Genomic DNA, 16,574 nt, shown 5'->3' with positions numbered 1-16,574 from the left:
GGAGAAACCGTTCTTTTCTGTGAAAAGCGTGTATCAACGCCCGTTTGAAGACACTGTTGCAGAAAGGTAGAAATTCGCGAGGAACGGCGGTGTATATAGGGGGTCATCTTTCAACAGGGATTCGCCCCAGATGACGCCGCTCCAGACCGCCTATCTCCTGATTGCCATCTCCTATCTGATTGCTGTGATGGCGCTATACTCCTCCCACTAGACCGCCCCACACAGCTAACATCGCGCCGCCCGCACACTTGGGGCGGCATGCATGCTGTTCGCGCTACAGGCGGCGGCTTTGGCCGCCTGCCGCCAAACGCCGAATCCCCGCAGCGGTGCCGGTTTCCACAACCCGAACCGGATTCCGAAACTTTAAGAACGAAGGCCAGCCACTCGGGATTGGATACTGGGACGACGTATGCATCAAACTGTTTCCCTGCTGCGCCTCCTCCGCAGATCCAGCGGCTCGAAATACGCCCTCGGCGACCTCGACTAGTTCCTCGATTGCCGACCATGTTGCAATCCGGCTTTCCTGATTCTCTTTAAATTGCTCTTGAACCTCATCAGCCATATCCCGACTGCTGAAAAAGAGGCACGACCCGCAGTTCAACACTTGAAAGCGGTTGAGGCCCTGCACTTCCGAGCGCTTAGAGATTGCAACCACCCCTCCGATTTTATCGGGGATGGTGTAGCATCCGCCATCATACGCTAAGAACAAAAGCCTCGGCGACAGCGGGAGAGCTATTATCGCTCCGGCATTTCCGAGTCCAAAATTGGTTCTTCCCAGGCGCTGAATATGGTATCTATTGGTATGAATCGCTGGGTCGTCTGACGTTATGAATTCGATATCCGATTCATTCCTCACAACGACAGACTTTAGATCGTCGACCACATCTGAAGCATCTTTCAGGATCGACATTGCCATTTGAATAATTTCTCTCTGGGAAAGAGGGGGCGGCTTGTAGGGTTGCGCAGCATCACCTGCAAAGGCAGTATCAATCATTTGTTGCTGCATGTGCTTGATTTTGAGCATGGCCTGCTCAGTTCTAAGGTGCTGTAAGAGAGTGAAGCGGAGGAAGCTGAAAAGCTCGTCATCCGCAGGCTTTCCATTTCTTCCCTGAACATTGCGGATTGCACTAGCGTGCAGACCCTCCATACCTTGAAGGGCCACTTCGAGCTTGTTGTCCTCTCCGTAGAAATAGTTCTTAGAACACTGGCCAGATATGGATGCGTTTCTGATCAACTTTCCGCTTGGCGTATGATAGGCGTTGATACACACCCCTTCCTCGTTAAGCGAGAATGGTTTGAAGTGACATCGTGGAACGAAGTGGTGATTCTTGTTCTGCGCCATAGCGTGGACTTATCATTGGCCAGATCTCGGCGCTACTTTCGTTGCTGACCGACAGATTTTATGCAACATAATATCTCTTGAGACAGGAGATACAGCTATGTCTGTTCGTAAGCGTAAGTGGACCACGTCCAAGGGCGTCCAGAAGGAAGCTTGGTTGGTCGATTATGTGGATCAAAATGGCGAGCGCCGCGCCAAGACCTTCGACAAGAAAAAAGATGCCGATGCCTACGCGCTGAAGGCTGGCTCGGAAGTGCGTGATGGCGTGCATGTCGTGGACAGCACGTCAAAGACGGTCAATGACGTGGGCCTGTTGTGGTTGACGCGAGCGCAAAATGAGTTGGAGCACGGCACCTATCTGCAATACAAACAGCACCTCAACCTTCATATCAAACCGTTCATCGGGAACGAAAAGCTGTCGCGGATGAACATGCCCCGCATCCGCAAGTTCCTCGACGCGCTAGCAGCGGGTGATGATAGCTTGCCGGAGGACGACTTGCGCCGCGCACCGCGCTCGCCTGCGATGGTCAGGGGTGTTCGCACCAGCCTTAGCTCCATCCTCTCGGAAGCAAAGGAAAGCGGCTACATCGTGGTCAACCCGCTTCAGGGGATGCGTAGCAAGCGTGCTAAGGCTGACAAGAGGCGGAAGCAGAAGCTTCAATATGGTGTGGACATTCCGACGCTGGATGAAATCAACAAGCTGATCGCCGCTGCGAAGGGGCGCTTCCGCCCCCTGCTGATAACGGCAGTCTTCACCGGCTTGAGAGCATCGGAATTGCGCGGCCTGCGATGGACAGATGTTGACCTAGCGAAGAGCAAACTCACGGTGACACAGCGGGCCGACAACTTCCACGTCATTGGGATGCCAAAGTCGGAGACGAGCCAGCGGACCATTCCCCTGCCCGCGGTTGTGGTGAATGCGCTCAAGGAATGGAAGCTGCAATGCCCGAAGGGCGAGAAGAAACTGGACCTCGTTTTCCCGAACACGCTTGGGAACATCGAGGCGCATGGCAACATCATTCGCAGCGGTCTCATTCCGACCATGCTCGCAGCTGGCATCACGATCGACACAGGTGAGAAGGACGAAGACGGGAAGCCAATCCTGGCGCCGAAGTACACCGGACTTCACGCGTTCCGCCACTGGTTCGCCTCGTGGTGCTTGAACCGCGAAAAGGACGGCGGCAGGGGCCTGCTGCCCGCACGGGTTCAGCAGCTTCTAGGCCATTCGACTATCGGCTTAACGATGGACACCTACGGCCACTTGTTTGAGCACAAAGAAGACAAGTCCGAACTTGACGACGCCGTTAGCTCCCTGCTAGCACCCGTTGTGAGCGCAACATAAACGCAACATAACGGCTCAAAGCCGTGCAAACGTTGGACTTGTTGCGGGTTCCTAATCTGTAGGTCACAGGTTCGATTCCTGTCGGGATCACCATATTTTCAAAGGCTTGGCGAGCAGGTCGCCGCACGCTGGGGTCAAAGTGATCCCGAAGTGAACGGCCCCGAAAGATGGTGCCTGCGCAAAAGCGTGGAGAGGTGGTTCGCGGCCTCGGCGAATGTCTCGCCTCCGGAAGCGATCAGCGCCGGTCGTTCCTGCTCGGGCGCTGCCAGGATGCGTTCCCAAAACGCGGCGACGAGAGCGCCCGATCGGGCGAGATCGGCGGCCGCGTTTTGATCGCCGGCCAGCGCCGCCAGATGCTGGGGATTGACGCCGCCGATACCGGGCGGGACTTTCGCTCCCATGTCGAGAAAGCCCGGAGGCAGCGATCCTTTCAGATTGTGGACGCGATGCTCGACGATGGCGGCGTAGATCTGGTCGACGGCCTGCTTGGCGCCGGCGACACGGGAGGGGTGGTCGGTGTCGGCCGCGGCGTGAGGGAGGAGTTCCAGACGCTGGCCATAGGCCTCGACCAGTCTGAGATAGGGCAGCATTGGTCCCGAAAGCGTGCTGCCGTCCTTGAACAGGTCCGCATCGATCGCCGCATGGGAAACGCGCCCTGACGCCAGCGCGCGCTCCAGTGCTGCCACATCGACCAGCTCGCCGCGATCGTAGTTGATGAGCACCGCGCCGTGGTTGAGGAGGGAGAGGACTTCATCTCCGATCAGTCCGGCATTGGCGTATCGCTGCTGGCCGGCATCGAAGGGACCGAGGCCTAGGTGGACCGAAAGCGCGTCGGCGCCGCGCGCGGCGTCTTCCATGGTCTCCTCATAGTGGAAGCCTTCCGCCTCGATCCATTTATGGTGACGGGACCGCGCATGGATGATGACCCGCATGCCGAAGGCTTGGCCGAGCCTGGCGAATTCCCGGCCGATATTGCCGTAGCCGATCACCGCCAGCCTTTTGCCTTCGAGCTTCTCGGTCGGATAATGCCGCAGATCTTTTCCGGTATCGAACTGCCCGCCGGCGACCAGGGTGTTGAGCTTGTCCACGGGGAGATCCGGCCTGACTTTCAGCAGCGCCTTCATGGCCATTTGCGCGGTGGCGCGGCTGTTGATGCCGGGCGTGTTCATCAACGGCGCTTCGCCGCCTTCCCCGCTGCCTCCGCCCCAGGATGCCGAGCCCATATTGCCGGTGCCGGCGCCGATACGCACGCCGCCAAGGCGGAACCTGGTCTCCGCCGGAATGAAGGTCGCGGCGGCGATGACGGCGTCGTAGCGGCCGTCACCGGCCTCTGCCAGCAATTCGTCACGCGTGCTCAATTGCGGCAGGTAGAAGAAATGCAGCCTGTCGGGATCAAGTGGGCCGGCCTCGGCGATGCCTGTTTGGTGGAACACCCCACCCTTGGCTTCGATATAGGCCTTGACCTCGCTGTGGTCGGGATTGCCGTCCGCGCCAAAGCGCAGCCCGACAAAATCGCAAATCAGAATATTGGCTGATGTCATGGAGCGTGGTTTCCCTGCAGTTGTCTCCAGCTACTCCAATCCGTGATCCGATGGATCGCGCGAAACGGCATATCCGGGTCGCAAGCGAGAGATCGCCGTAAGGAAGTTAAAACTTGTCGGCTCTGAAAGGTGAGAACCCGCGAAATGGCGCAGGCGCAGAAGAGCAGGCTCGCGCCCGAAGCCGGCCTGGTCGGCGTCAACCACATATGTTCCGGAGAAACCGACAACGGTTGGATCGGGCATGCGCGTTCCTCGGAAGCCGGCGCCGGATCTAATTTCTATAATTTTTATAGATTCTGGCCTGTCTTAGAAGGAACGATCCGCCTTTCGAGGGCTCCTCCCCGAACAATTTTCCATGGATCGGACTGATCGTGGCCAAATGCCCGGCCGGGTCAGCCTGAGATAATTTCGTAGTGAAGGATCTGGGCGTCGCCGAGGGACGATCTGCGTCCGGGCGAGATGACGCCGGAGCCGAAGAGAAGAATATCTTCGCGGCGTATGAACACTTCATGGCCGGGTCCCATCGACACAAATGTGCCCGACGAGCTTCGCTCGACAAGGCGCGCTTTACCATTCGAAATGGTGAAGGTCGCGTGGTGCCTTGAAACCCAGGGCCGCTGGACGACGATATCGCATTCCGGAGATCGGCCGATCGTCACGAATTCGTTGTTTCGGCAGGATCGCGACTGATCTTCATAGCGGATGACCAGATTGATCTGCGGCGGCGGGGCGGAGCGCCTATCGACAAAAGTGCCTCGGTTGGCGACGTGCGTGCTGAGGGCCTCATTGTCGCTTCGCAGCGTATAGACATCGAAGAGTTCTTGCTTGCCCTTGAAGGCCATCTTGTCGAGGAGCCGCAAGGTACTGCGGCTGCCCGCGGAAAGGGCTTCGAAGAAGCTCTGGCTGATCAGCACCTCCCCGGGGTTGGCCGTGGCGGACAACCTTGCGGTGACATTGACAACGTCGCCGAATACCGCGTCCCGCGCGCGAATGACCGCCCCGAAATGCAATCCGATCCGGGCGATCAAGGGCTTTTTCGACAGTTGATGGCTGATTTGGCAGACCGCCATCAGCGCCGCCTCCGAGCTCTCGAACAGGCTGAGCACATCATCACCCTTCGAGTAAATGAAGTCGCCGCCGTGTTGGGCGACGATCTCGCGTATCGCGTCGAGGCAATCCGAGACCTGCCGCAAAGCGGCATCGTCGCCGATGCGCTCATAGAGCGGCGTGCTGCCCACGACATCAGCCAAGAGGACCGCGGCTAAAAGTCTTTCCTGATCCATCGACTCGTGTCCGCCCCCGAGAACGAAGCGTGTATAACATACCAAGGTCGACTTTGACTTATCCACGTGCGCGCCCGGGCCGCCGGGCAGGTGCTTTGGCCCGATTATCTCACACGGACAGGCATCTGCCTTCGCTCATCCCGCCAAACGGTTATCGCGCTCAGAAATAGCGGCGAAAGAAGTTTCGTTTCCCTAACCCGGGCTGCCGGCCGCCGGATTGGCGATGATCGCCGCCCGGAAGCGGGCGACGAAATCGTCGAGCGCGGGGCGTTCGGCATCCGAGATCGCCCAGTAGGAGAAGGCGTCGTCTGTCCAGTGGACCAGCAGGAAACCGCCTGCCGACAGATCGTCCGCCACCGGCACCGATTTGGCCTCGTTCTGCCGTGGCGCCGCCACCAGCGTGATCAGATGCTCATGATGGCGGTAGACCAGAGCCGGCATCGGCCTGTCGCCGATCACCTCGACGCGTCCGCCAAGCAGGGCGTAACCATCCTTGGCCATGTCGGGCGCCGCAGGCGAGACGCCGATGCGGCCGTCGAGCCATGGCTTCACCGTGTGGCGGTCGGACGAGACGATGTCGACCGGGGTCGCCGCGAGCAGGCTGCGGCGATGGCCGTTGGCGACGGCTACGGCGAAGCTGTCGGCCCCATTGTCCGACGTCGCCAGCCACTGCGTCGCGCCGCTGGCCAGAAACGCCGTCAGCACGATCGAGGCCGCCATCTGGCGCCAGTCGAAGGAGTTGAACCAGCGTGCCGCACGCGGCCGCATCTCGACGACATTGCCTTGCTGCTGTTGCGGCTGTGACTGCGCCTTCGCGGCTGTGGATTGGACGGCTTCGTCGGCCCCACTCACCTCGGCGATGGCCGCAATGCGGGCCAGAAAATCGTCGCGGACCGTCTGACGCGGCACATTGGCGACAGCGCCGCGCAGCGCCACCAGGCGCGCGTGTTCGGCGGCCAGCGCCGGATCGGCGGCCATGCGCCGCTCGACCGCCAAAGCGGCCGCGGCATCGAGCTCGCCATCGACAAGGGCGTGGATCATCAGCTTCATATCCTGCGGGTCTTGCGGCAATCCATCCTCACGCGGGCGATTTTCATGCGGGCTCATGGTGGCGCCCTCCAAGTTCCGTCATCAAGAGGCCGCGGGCTCTCGCCAGCCGCGACATCACCGTGCCCTGCGGCACTCCGAGCATGGCGGCGATCTCGCGGTAGCTGAGACCGTTGATGTCGCGCAGCACAAGTGTTTCGCGGAACGCTTGCGGGAGCCTGGCGATCGCCGCTTCCACCGCCGCCGAATTGGCCTTGGCGATCAGCGCCGCCTCCGGGCTGTCGGTGTCAGTGTCGGGCGGCGGCGACACGTCGTCGAGATCGGCGAGGTCGCCGACGGCGACCACGCTGCGCGGGCGGTTGCGCGCCATCCATGTGTAGGAAGCGTTGCGCACGATGGTGAGCAGCCATGCGCGGGGATTTCCCCCAGCGAACCCTGCAATGCCCGCATGCGCCTTGAGGCAGGCCTCCTGCACCACATCCTCGGCGTCGGCTTGATTGCCCGTGAGCCAGCGGGCAAGCGACAGCGCATCGCCAAGATGCGGCAGCACCACTTCGGCAAAACGCGCTGCCAGCATCTTTTCGCTCAACACCGTTCCGCCGTCGGGCGCTCCCGCAATGGGTTTGCCGCCCTCAGCGGGAGGCGACGATCTGTCCCTGCTCGTGTGGGCGAAGATCGCGACCGCAGGCGATGGCGCCTGCTTCGAGGGAGGAGAAGGCATTGGTGTCACCGGAGTCAAGTGTCTCGGAAGCAAGGCGTGCCTCGGAAGAGGACGGCGCATCGCTGGCTGCAAAGGGGCGGTCGCCGTCATGGTCGTGGATCTCGATGGTTGCGATCGGCACGGATCAGGGCCGGCGGCGAGGCGGTATCGCCCGGACCGGATGCGCCCGGCTCATCCGCTCCATAGGACGCCGGCGGCTGACGCCTTCGCCTTGTTCACATGCGTATTCGTCTTCGCGCCGCTTCATGGTCGGTCTCCTGCTGTTGCGCACAAATGGCGCATGCTCTGGAGACCCGCAGACCGGGCGGTTTATTCCCGGCCGGTCGGCTTTTTCGTTAACGCCAACTTGATCGAACGGCGTGCGGGCCTACAGCGCCTGCAGCGCAAGCCCCGCCAGAGCCGATCCCGCCAGCGTCGGCAGCATGCCGAGTTTCAGCCTGAACATGGCGACCATCGCCGCCGCCGACAGAAGCGCGGCGCGCCAGTCGAGCGAGGACAGGACCGGAACCTCCACGCCCCAGCCGACGCTTGCGACCTTGCCGAAGACGACATGCAGCGCGAACCACAGCGCAAGGTTCATGATGACGCCCACCACCGCCGCGGTGATCGCGCCGAGCGCCGCCGCCAGCGCCCGGTTCTGCCGCAGCTGCTCGATGTAGGGCGCGCCTAAAAATATCCAGAAGAAGCACGGGACGAAAGTAGCCCAGAGCGTCAGCGCCGACCCGAGCGATCCGGCAAGCAAAGGATTGATTGCACCGGCATGGCGATAGGCGGCGGCGAAGCCGACGAATTGCAACACCAGGATCAGCGGCCCGGGCGTCGTTTCGGCAAGCCCCAGCCCGTCGACCATCTGTCCAGGCGAAAGCCAGCCGAACGAGGTCACCGCCGCCTGTGCCACATAGGCGAGAACCGCATAGGCGCCGCCGAATGTGACCACGGCCATCAGGCTGAAGAAACCGCCGACCTGCGCCCACACGCTGCCCGGCCCCGCCAGCACGGCGACCAGTGCTACAGGCCCCAGCCAGAGCGGCAGCCAGATGGCGATGGTGCGGGCCGCATGCCATCTGGTCGGCACGGTGTGGCCGAGCTCACCGCGCTCGAACATCAGGTCGACCACGCCTTTGATGTCGGCGACGCTGCCCTTGCCATGTGCCGAGCCGGAAAACAGCCGTGGCGCAAACCGATTGCCGATCCAGCCGATGAGGCCTGCCGCGAGCACGATCAGCGGGAACGGCACTCTGGCGACGTAGATGGCGAGGAAGGCCGCCACCGCGATCACGATCATGGCCCGGTTCTTCAGCGCCCGCTTGCCGATGCGGATCACCGCTTCGACGACGACGGCAAGCACCGCCGCCTTGACGCCGAAGAACAGCGCCTCGACGACCGGTGCATCGTTGTAGAGCATGTAGAAGCTACTCAAGCCCAGCATGACCAGCGCGCCCGGCAGCACGAACAGGCTGCCGGCGACGAGACCGCCTGCCGTCCGATGCAGCAGCCAGCCGATATAGACGGCAAGCTGCTGCGCCTCGGGCCCGGGCAAGAGCATGCAGTAGTTGAGCGCGTGCAGGAACCGCTCCTCGCCGATCCAGCGGCGCTCCTCGACCAGTTCCTTGTGCATCAGCGCGATCTGCCCGGCCGGCCCGCCGAAGGACAGCAGGCCGATCTTGGCCCACAGCCGCGTCGCCTCGCGAAAGCTCGGCACGGTCGGGACATCGACCAGCGGCGCGGCGTCGTTCTTGGCGAGTGCGGTCATTACGCCTTGCCTCCTGCCGGCCAGTTGTGCGTCTCGTCCGCGGCATCGCGGCACCAGCGGAAGAAGGCGTCATAGAGGAGCATGCCGGCTTCGAGCTGCTCGAGATCGTCGCGGAACATGCGCGACAGGCCGAGCGAGGCGGCGAGGAACCCGGCCGCCTGCGGCACGAGGTCGAGGCGCGCCGTATCGGCGCCGCGCACGATCAGCGCCAGGCGATCGAGCGCTTCGACGCGCAGGCCGAATTCCTCGATCATCGTGTCGAAAGTGCAGCGATCCCCACGATGGCTCCAGAACACGCCTTCTATGTCGAAGGGAACCGCTGCGAAGCGGTCCGCCACAAGAGGCACCTCGGCTGGATCAACGAACAGGAAAACCGCCTCGGGATCGACGAAGCGGCGGATCAGCCAGGGACAGGCGATGCGGTCGACCTTCGGCCGCGAACGCGTGACCCATACGGTGCGGCCCTTCTCGTCACGGAGCGGGATCGCACCGGCGCTGACCAACGGCGCCCTGGCGGCGACCCAGGCCTCGAAGCCGCCTTCCAGCGATTCCGCCGGAATACCTTCGTGGCGCAGCCACGCGGCAACGCCTTGCGAGAGTTTCTGCCCCCTCTGGCAGATCACGACGACTTTGCGCCCCGAAAATTCCGACGCCCAGCTTGAGACAGTCCTGAAATCGCGCCGGCATGACGCCGGCAACAGGCGCGGATCGGCTTCATAGTCCTCGTCGATGCGCACATCGACCAGGCAAGGCGCATCGGGCAAGCCGACGAGACGGGAAAGCTGCGGAACGGTGATTGCGGTTGTTGATGGCATAGCGTCCACCTCCTGAGCAAAGAGAGTTTGGACGCGATCGTTGGGCTGACGCCTCACGGGGTCGTCGCGGGGAACCCCTTGCCGGAATGCTGGAACGATCGCCGCCGATTGTCAAGGAAGGCGTTGCCTCCGACCGCCTTCGTTTTGCGATCGCCGTTGCGCTTACTGCGCCGTCCAGCCGCCATCCATCGGCAGGGTCGTGCCGGTCATCTGCTTGGCGGCATCCGAGCACAGAAAGAGCGTCAGCGCGGCAAGCTCCTCGACGGTGACGAACTCCTTGGTCGGCTGCGCCGCGAGCAGCACGTCGTGCTTGACCTGTTCCTCGGTCATGCCGCGCGCCTTCATCGTGTCGGGAATCTGCTTTTCGACCAGCGGCGTCCAGACATAGCCAGGCGCGATCGCATTTACGGTGATGCCGTCCTGCGCCACTTCCAGCGCCACCGTCTTGGTCAGGCCGGCGATGCCGTGCTTGGCCGAGACATAGGCCGACTTGAACGGCGAGGCGACCAGCGCATGCGCCGAAGCCGTGTTGATGATGCGGCCCCATTTGCGGCTCTTCATGCCGGGCACCGCCGCCTTGATGGCGTAGAAGGCGGCCAGAAGGTTGATGCGGATGATGGCTTCCCATTTGTCGTCGGGAAATTCCTCGATCGGCGCGACATGCTGGATGCCGGCATTGTTGACCAGGATGTCGAGGCTGCCGAACGCCGCCTCGGCCTCGTGGATCATGGCGGTGACGGCGGCGCCGTCCATCATGTTAGCGCCCGAATAGCGACACTTGACGCCGAAATCCTTTTCGATGCCGGCCCGCTCCTGCTCGATCGCCGCCGCGTCGCCCAAGCCGTTGATGGTGATGTTGGCGCCCTCTGCGGCGAAGGCACGGGCGATTGCAAGGCCGATGCCGCTGGTCGAGCCGGTGACGAGCGCATTCTTCGAAGACAGGGAACCCATGGGAGATCTCGCAAGAGGTGGGAGGGACTCATCAACGCAACGAGTTGGGAGAGCAGATAGTTGGTGCAATGCAGCACGACAATGGCACGGCCGTGTGTCGGCTCGATTACAGCGCGGCAGCGCCATTTGCCGGCTCCGTGGCGGCGTGTCGCCGGGCTGACACGGCACTGTCATGCTGCCATGCAACATATTTGCCAGCGCATTCGCGCGGGGTCATTTCAAACCTTCCTGGGGCACCAGCCATGGAAATCGCCGATGTCGTGAAGCGTGCCTATGCCATGCCGCTCACCAACCCGTCCTTCCCGCCCGGCCCTTATCGTTTCTTCGACCGCGAATACATCATCATCACCTACCGCACGACGCGCGACGCGCTGGAAGCCGTCGTGCCGGCGCCGCTCGAGATCGACGAGCCGCTGGTCAAATACGAATTCATCCGCATGCCGGATTCCACGGGCTTCGGCGATTACACCGAGACCGGTCAGGTCATCCCGGTGCGCTACAAGGGCCAGCATGGCGGCTACGTGCATTCAATGTATCTCGACGACGACGCGCCGATTGCCGGCGGCCGCGAGCTCTGGGGTTTCCCGAAAAAGCTCGCCAACCCCAAGATCGCGCATGAGGGCGAGGTGGTGGTCGGCACGCTGCATTATGGCAGCGTTCTGTGCGCCACCGGAACCATGGGCTACAAGCACCGCGAAGCCGACCACGACGAGGTGCTCGCCTCGCTCGCCGCGCCCAATTTCCTCATCAAGATCATCCCGCATGTCGACGGCAGCCCGCGCATCTGCGAGCTGGTCCGCTACTATCTCACCGACATCACGCTGAAGGAGGCCTGGACGGCGCCCGCCGCGCTCGACCTTCGGCCGCATGTCATGGCCGATGTCGCCAAGCTGCCTGTGCTCGACATCGTCTCGGCCGTTCACTTCACCGCCGACCTGACGCTGGGTCTCGGCGAAGTCGTGCATGATTATCTCGCAGACCGCGGCCGATCGGCTGCCGGCGCGAAGGAACTGGAGAAAGTCGGTGCTTGAGCGTACCCGCAACAAGGCGGCCGCCGCCACCATCGCGGAAATCACGGCGCAATATGACCGCATTGCCCTGGTCTTTCAGGGCGGCGGCGCACTCGGCGCCTACCAGGCGGGGGTCTATCAGGCGCTTGCCGACGCCGGCTGCGAGCCGACCTGGCTGTCCGGCGTCTCGATTGGCGCCATCAACGCCTCGATCATCGCCGGCAACGAGCCTAGCCGCCGCCTGCAGCGGCTGGAGCAGTTCTGGCAGACGATCTCGGGCCGCAAGATATGGGCCTATACGCCCGAGGGCGACATCTATCGCGATATCCGCAACCAGACCTCGTCATTGATGACCATGACGATGGGCCAGCCGGGCTTCTTCAAGCCGCGCAGCCCGAACCCCTGGTTCCAGCTGGCGGGAGCCGAAGGCGCCACCAGCTTCTACGACACCGCCGAGCTCAAGGACACGCTGGAAAGCCTGATCGACTTCGACGTGCTGAACGACGGCAAGAAGCGCTTGAGCGTCGGCGCGGTCAATGTCAGGACCGGCAACTTCGTCTATTTCGACACCGACAAGGTGCGCATCGGGCCGGAGCACATCATGGCGAGCGGCGCGCTGCCGCCGGCCTTCCCCTCGATCCGCATCGAAGGCGAGTATTACTGGGACGGCGGCATCGTCTCCAACACGCCGCTGCAATACCTGCTCGACCAGGAGGAGGACCGCTCCTCGCTGGTGTTCCAGGTCGATCTGTTCAGCGCCCGCGGCGTGTTGCCGCGCGGCTTGGCCGACGTCCTGTCGCGCCACAAGGACATCATGTATTCCAGCCGCACGCGCCAGAATACGGACAACTTCCAGCGCATCCATGCGCTCAAGATGAAGCTGCTCGACGCGCTGAAGCGCGTGCCGCCGGACCAGCTCAAGGACGGCGAGAAGGAACTGATGGCCGACTATTCCGACGCCGGCGTGGTCAACATCGTCCACCTGATCTACCAGCACAAAGGCTATGAAGGCCACGCCAAGGACTACGAGTTTTCCGGTACCTCGATGCGCGAGCACTGGGAAATGGGCCTGGAAGACACCGAGCGCACGCTGCGTCACAAGAAGTGGCTGATGCTGCCCGACAACGCCGACGGCGTGACCATCCACGACCTGCATCGCGAAGATCCGACCTGATATTTGCATCCGCCACAAGCGGAGCAATCTCGGGAAAAAGTCACAGCGGCCGCTCGCCTGGGAGCCCCGCAAACTGTGAAGCTCTGCTTCACAGGCCATCAACATTGTCGCGGATAGCCGCCTCGCGGAGAGCGGGCTTACATCTGGGCGTCAGCAAAATGCGCTGGGCTCAATGGAGTACCGCCGATGACCGCCGAAGCTGTTTCCCCTGCCGTCGTTCCATTGCGTGACGCCTGGCGAGGCCTGCTGTGGTTTGTGCCGCTCACAACGCTGTGGCTACTCTTGATCTATCGTTGGCCGGCGATCCCGGAGAGCGGCGTTCCGACCACGTTCCACCAGCTCGCGGCCCACGGGCTCATCGCCCTGGGATTGTGGCTCGGCCTCGAACATACGAGCCTGACACCGGGTCAACGTCGCGCGACTTGGCTGGCAATCATGATCCCGGATACGCTGTGGTTCGCCGTCGCTTGGAGCGCCGCGATCAATGGCATCTTCCATCCGGACGCCACGGCTTTACCGGCGTTGCCATCGGCCATCTTCCTGCCGGTGATCATCGGTGCGCCGCTGTTGCTGTTCTCCAGGCGGGTCGGGCAGGTGCTCGATGCGACGCCGGCGAGCTGGCTCGTCGCGGTTCAGCTCTACCGCGTATTCGGCAGTTGGGCGCTCGCGGCGTGGCTGCATGGTGCGCTGCCCCGCGTATTCGCGGTGCCGGCAGGCGTCGGCGACGTGCTGACAGGGCTGTTCGCGTTGCCTGCGGCGATCGCGGTGGCGACCGGCACAGCCGGGGGCCGGAGGGCAGCAATTCTCTGGAATATCCTCGGCCTTGCCGATTTCGCTGTCGCGATCACCATGGGCATAATCACCTCGCCCGGCCCGTGGCAGTTGATCGTTCCGGATGTGCTGAGCATCGGCGCTGGCGATTATCCGGGTGTGCTGACCCCTGCTTTCGTGGTGCCAAGCTCAATCCTGCTGCATGTTTTGTCGCTGCGCCAGCTGCGCCGCCTTAGAGCAATTCCAGGAAAAGTGTGAGCGGTTTTCCGTCCGGAATTGCGCAAAACAAAGAGATAGAGCGGTTCGCCGTTTCCGTGAAACGGTGAACCGCTCTAGCAGGGCAGAAGTTGCGCGGCGGTGGAAAGAAACGGCGCCGCCAGCCGCGCCGTTTCCTTGAGGACCTTCCTGCTCAGAACACGTGGCGGAGGATCACGAACAGCACAAAGGCCAGCGCGATCGAGCAGGGCAGCGTGAGCACCCAGGCCAGCAGCAGGTTGCGCACGGTCGACCATTGCAGGCCGGAACCGTTGGCTGCCATGGTGCCGGCGACGCCGGACGACAGCACGTGCGTCGTCGACACCGGCAGGCCGAAACGGTCGGCCATGCCGATGGTGATCATCGCGACAAGCTCGGCGGCGGCGCCCTGACCATAAGTCAGGTGGCTCTTGCCGATCTTCTCGCCGACGGTGACGACGATGCGCTTCCAGCCGACCATGGTGCCGAGGCCGAGCGCCAGCGCCACGGCGATCTTCACCCAGAGCGGAATGAACTTCGTCGCGTTGTCGACCGCCTTGTGGTAGTCGGTCACCGCCTTGAGATCGGCGTCCTGCATCGGCAGCAGCTTCTTCTTGTCGATCAGCTTCAGCGCTTCGCCGATCAGGTAGATGTCGTTGCGCGCGTTGCTGACAAGGTCGGTCGGCACGTTATTGACCGAGGCGTAAGGCTGCAGCCCGGCGGTGGTGTTGTGGATATAGGTCTGCAGCGCGATCGTGGTCTGATCGTTCCAGCTCTTGCTGCGCACGGCCTCCTGCACGGCAGCCTTGGCAGCATTGGCATCGGCGACAGCAACGCCAGGCTTGAGGTACTTGCCCAGAGCCTGCTCGACAGACACCGAGGCCGCCTTGTAGGCGTCGAGATAGTTGATGTCGGGCGTGCGGTTGAGCGCGTAAGCTGTCGGCACCACGCCGATCAGGATAAGCATGATCAGCCCCATGCCCTTCTGGCCGTCATTGGAGCCGTGCGCGAAGCTGACGCCGGTGCAGGTGAAGATCAGCAGCGCGCGGATCCACCATGGCGGCGGCGCATTGCCCTTCGGCGCTTCATAGAGCGCCGGATTGCGCATCAGGAGCTTCATGGCATAGAGCAGGATGGCGGCGGCGAAGAAGCCGACGATCGGCGAGACCAGCAAGGTGATGCCGACATTGGTCGCCTGCCCCCAGTCGACGCCGCTGGTGGCGCTTCCGGCCGGGGCCATGAACTGGTTGGCGAGGCCGACGCCGATGATCGAGCCGACCATCGTATGCGAGCTCGAGGCCGGCAGGCCGAGGAACCAGGTGCCGAGGTTCCACAGGATGGCGGCGACCAGAAGGGCGAACACCATGGCGAAGCCTGATGACGAGCCGACCTGCAGGATGAGCTCGACCGGCAGCAGCGACAGGATGCCGAAGGCCACCGCGCCGCTCGAGGTCAGCACCCCGAGGAAATTGAAGACGCCCGACCACATGACGGCGAATTCGGCCGGCAGCGAGCGCGTGTAGATGACGGTGGCGACCGCGTTGGCAGTGTCGTGAAAGCCGTTGACGAACTCGAAGCCCAGCGCGATCAGAAGCGCGATGCCGAGCAGGATCCAGGGCACCGTCTTGGCGATGGCCAGATCCTGGCTGAGCGCATAGCCGACATAGACGATGCCGACGAGCACCAGCACGCCGAAAGTCGGCAGGAACCATTTGGCACCGCCCGATTGATCCAGGGGATGATCCGGTCTCGGGATCCCCGCTTCACTCGAAACTACGTCCACCACTGTCCCACTCCTTTTGCATTGCAGCAAAGAACCGGGGAGGACGCTATGTCCCTAGGATGAAGCTGGTGTGACGCTGTTAACCGTTTGGTCACCACCACTACCAAGCCGTTTGGTCACCACCAAACCGTTGGTGACCTATCCGGCTATCTTCAGGAGCGAGGACACCAGAAGCTTGCGCTCGTCTTCTGAGAGCACGTCTGAATCAAACAGATTCATGCTGCGCATCCCTTCGATGGCGAGAAAGCAGACCAGCAGCGAGCCGAGGTCGTCCGTCTCCCCCTTCAGCCTTTCGAACAGCTGGCGCTTGAAGGCCTTGATCGGTGTCAGAAAATCGGGATCCTCCGCAATCGCGGAGAACATCCAGGACGCCGACGGTTTCGGCCGCTCGCAATCATCGGCCGACAGCTTGATATAGGCTGAGAGCACGCTTTCATGGCCGGCCTCGGTTGCGCGTGTTTCCAGCGCCTTCTGGAAGTCGTTGAGATAGCTTTCGACGAGCCCCTGCATCAGCTTGGCTTTGGTCGGAAAATTGTAGAGCAGGCCGCCCTTCGACACGCCGGCGCGGCTTGCGACCGCCTCGAGCGACAGGCTTCCCGGACCAGCCTCGCGCGCCACGTCGGCAGCGGCGGCAAGTATCTTTTCGCGCGAGTTCGCCCTGGGTACTCTCATCGCGCCTCCCCGTACATTAGCTTAGGCAGAATTGACAAGACCGTCCAGCCGGTACAGTAAAGCGCGCCGATTTGAAATCGGGACTTATCGTCGATATGTGCCCCGGCATCGATTGATTTGCCGGTTGCCGGCTCGAGG

At 62.5% G+C, this 16,574-nt stretch carries 15 protein-coding genes; 4 read left to right on the top strand and 11 right to left on the bottom strand.

Going from position 1 to position 16,574, the window contains the following annotated elements:
• Nucleotides 1–274: 274 nt before the first annotated feature.
• Complete coding sequence (locus LB538_RS17925) at nt 275–1,342, bottom strand: DUF4238 domain-containing protein (RefSeq protein WP_224527281.1); 1,068 nt, start codon at nt 1,340–1,342, stop codon at nt 275–277.
• A 97-nt stretch (nt 1,343–1,439) separates the two neighbouring features.
• Between LB538_RS17925 and LB538_RS17920 the strand changes: the two genes are divergently transcribed.
• Nucleotides 1,440–2,681, top strand: a complete 1,242-nt coding sequence (locus LB538_RS17920; RefSeq protein ID WP_224527279.1) for a tyrosine-type recombinase/integrase — start codon at nt 1,440–1,442, stop codon at nt 2,679–2,681.
• Nucleotides 2,682–2,815: 134 nt separating this feature from the next.
• Here the strand turns inward: LB538_RS17920 and LB538_RS17915 are convergent, their stop codons facing one another.
• From LB538_RS17915 to LB538_RS17880, 8 genes are all read right to left on the bottom strand, one after another.
• Nucleotides 2,816–4,222, bottom strand: coding sequence for an NAD(P)-dependent oxidoreductase (locus tag LB538_RS17915; protein WP_224527276.1), 1,407 nt, complete (start codon nt 4,220–4,222; stop codon nt 2,816–2,818).
• A 392-nt stretch (nt 4,223–4,614) separates the two neighbouring features.
• A complete protein-coding gene (locus LB538_RS17910) occupies nt 4,615–5,505 on the bottom strand; it encodes an adenylate/guanylate cyclase domain-containing protein (RefSeq protein ID WP_224527273.1) in 891 nt (296 codons plus the stop codon).
• Between the two features lie 192 nt (nt 5,506–5,697).
• Nucleotides 5,698–6,612 (bottom strand): anti-sigma factor family protein, encoded by a 915-nt coding sequence (locus LB538_RS17905; protein ID WP_224527270.1) that lies wholly within the window; start codon nt 6,610–6,612, stop codon nt 5,698–5,700.
• Nucleotides 6,599–7,141 (bottom strand): sigma-70 family RNA polymerase sigma factor, encoded by a 543-nt coding sequence (locus tag LB538_RS17900; RefSeq protein WP_224527267.1) that lies wholly within the window; start codon nt 7,139–7,141, stop codon nt 6,599–6,601. The genes LB538_RS17905 and LB538_RS17900 overlap by 14 nt, the downstream gene beginning before the upstream one ends.
• Nucleotides 7,142–7,184: 43 nt before the next feature.
• Nucleotides 7,185–7,394 (bottom strand): hypothetical protein, encoded by a 210-nt coding sequence (locus tag LB538_RS17895; protein ID WP_224527262.1) that lies wholly within the window; start codon nt 7,392–7,394, stop codon nt 7,185–7,187.
• Between the two features lie 246 nt (nt 7,395–7,640).
• Nucleotides 7,641–9,026 (bottom strand): chromate efflux transporter, encoded by a 1,386-nt coding sequence (chrA, locus tag LB538_RS17890; protein ID WP_224527259.1) that lies wholly within the window; start codon nt 9,024–9,026, stop codon nt 7,641–7,643.
• Nucleotides 9,026–9,841 (bottom strand): chromate resistance protein ChrB domain-containing protein, encoded by an 816-nt coding sequence (locus tag LB538_RS17885; RefSeq protein ID WP_224527256.1) that lies wholly within the window; start codon nt 9,839–9,841, stop codon nt 9,026–9,028. Before LB538_RS17885 ends, chrA begins: the two co-directional genes overlap by 1 nt.
• A gap of 162 nt (nt 9,842–10,003) precedes the next feature.
• The gene (locus tag LB538_RS17880; RefSeq protein ID WP_140842971.1) at nt 10,004–10,792 is read right to left on the bottom strand and encodes a 3-hydroxybutyrate dehydrogenase; all 789 of its coding nucleotides are present in this window, start codon (nt 10,790–10,792) and stop codon (nt 10,004–10,006) included.
• A gap of 242 nt (nt 10,793–11,034) precedes the next feature.
• Between LB538_RS17880 and LB538_RS17875 the strand changes: the two genes are divergently transcribed.
• The 3 genes from LB538_RS17875 (at nt 11,035) to LB538_RS17865 (ending at nt 14,005) form a co-directional block, all read left to right on the top strand.
• Nucleotides 11,035–11,823, top strand: coding sequence for an acetoacetate decarboxylase (locus LB538_RS17875; RefSeq protein ID WP_224527253.1), 789 nt, complete (start codon nt 11,035–11,037; stop codon nt 11,821–11,823).
• Nucleotides 11,816–12,976: a patatin-like phospholipase family protein gene (locus LB538_RS17870; protein WP_224527251.1), complete on the top strand. Its 1,161-nt coding sequence runs from the start codon at nt 11,816–11,818 to the stop codon at nt 12,974–12,976. The genes LB538_RS17875 and LB538_RS17870 overlap by 8 nt, the downstream gene beginning before the upstream one ends.
• 186 nt (nt 12,977–13,162) lie before the next feature.
• Complete coding sequence (locus tag LB538_RS17865; RefSeq protein ID WP_224527248.1) at nt 13,163–14,005, top strand: MFS transporter; 843 nt, start codon at nt 13,163–13,165, stop codon at nt 14,003–14,005.
• Nucleotides 14,006–14,156: 151 nt separating this feature from the next.
• Here the strand turns inward: LB538_RS17865 and LB538_RS17860 are convergent, their stop codons facing one another.
• The gene (locus tag LB538_RS17860; protein ID WP_224527246.1) at nt 14,157–15,767 is read right to left on the bottom strand and encodes an inorganic phosphate transporter; all 1,611 of its coding nucleotides are present in this window, start codon (nt 15,765–15,767) and stop codon (nt 14,157–14,159) included.
• A gap of 135 nt (nt 15,768–15,902) precedes the next feature.
• Nucleotides 15,903–16,436 (bottom strand): TetR/AcrR family transcriptional regulator, encoded by a 534-nt coding sequence (locus LB538_RS17855; protein WP_095767408.1) that lies wholly within the window; start codon nt 16,434–16,436, stop codon nt 15,903–15,905.
• Nucleotides 16,437–16,574 lie beyond the last annotated feature (138 nt).

Origin of the sequence: Mesorhizobium sp. Ca11 (assembly GCF_020165275.1) — a bacterium.
Lineage (GTDB): Bacteria > Pseudomonadota > Alphaproteobacteria > Rhizobiales > Rhizobiaceae > Mesorhizobium.
Note: the sequence above shows the minus strand (reverse complement) of the source record. Positions and strands in the feature narration are given on the sequence as shown.

Excerpts from the sequence above, each read along its gene's own strand:
- LB538_RS17905 (WP_224527270.1), bottom strand. The coding sequence starts at position 6,612 with ATGAGCCCGCATGAAAATCGCCCGCGTGAGGATGGATTGCCGCAAGAC.
- LB538_RS17910 (WP_224527273.1), bottom strand. The coding sequence starts at position 5,505 with ATGGATCAGGAAAGACTTTTAGCCGCGGTCCTCTTGGCTGATGTCGTG.
- LB538_RS17855 (WP_095767408.1), bottom strand. The coding sequence starts at position 16,436 with ATGAGAGTACCCAGGGCGAACTCGCGCGAAAAGATACTTGCCGCCGCT.
- chrA (WP_224527259.1), bottom strand. The coding sequence starts at position 9,026 with ATGACCGCACTCGCCAAGAACGACGCCGCGCCGCTGGTCGATGTCCCG.
- LB538_RS17875 (WP_224527253.1), top strand. The coding sequence starts at position 11,035 with ATGGAAATCGCCGATGTCGTGAAGCGTGCCTATGCCATGCCGCTCACC.
- LB538_RS17865 (WP_224527248.1), top strand. The coding sequence starts at position 13,163 with ATGACCGCCGAAGCTGTTTCCCCTGCCGTCGTTCCATTGCGTGACGCC.
- LB538_RS17880 (WP_140842971.1), bottom strand. The coding sequence starts at position 10,792 with ATGGGTTCCCTGTCTTCGAAGAATGCGCTCGTCACCGGCTCGACCAGC.
- LB538_RS17915 (WP_224527276.1), bottom strand. The coding sequence starts at position 4,222 with ATGACATCAGCCAATATTCTGATTTGCGATTTTGTCGGGCTGCGCTTT.
- LB538_RS17925 (WP_224527281.1), bottom strand. The coding sequence starts at position 1,342 with ATGGCGCAGAACAAGAATCACCACTTCGTTCCACGATGTCACTTCAAA.
- LB538_RS17920 (WP_224527279.1), top strand. The coding sequence starts at position 1,440 with ATGTCTGTTCGTAAGCGTAAGTGGACCACGTCCAAGGGCGTCCAGAAG.
- LB538_RS17885 (WP_224527256.1), bottom strand. The coding sequence starts at position 9,841 with ATGCCATCAACAACCGCAATCACCGTTCCGCAGCTTTCCCGTCTCGTC.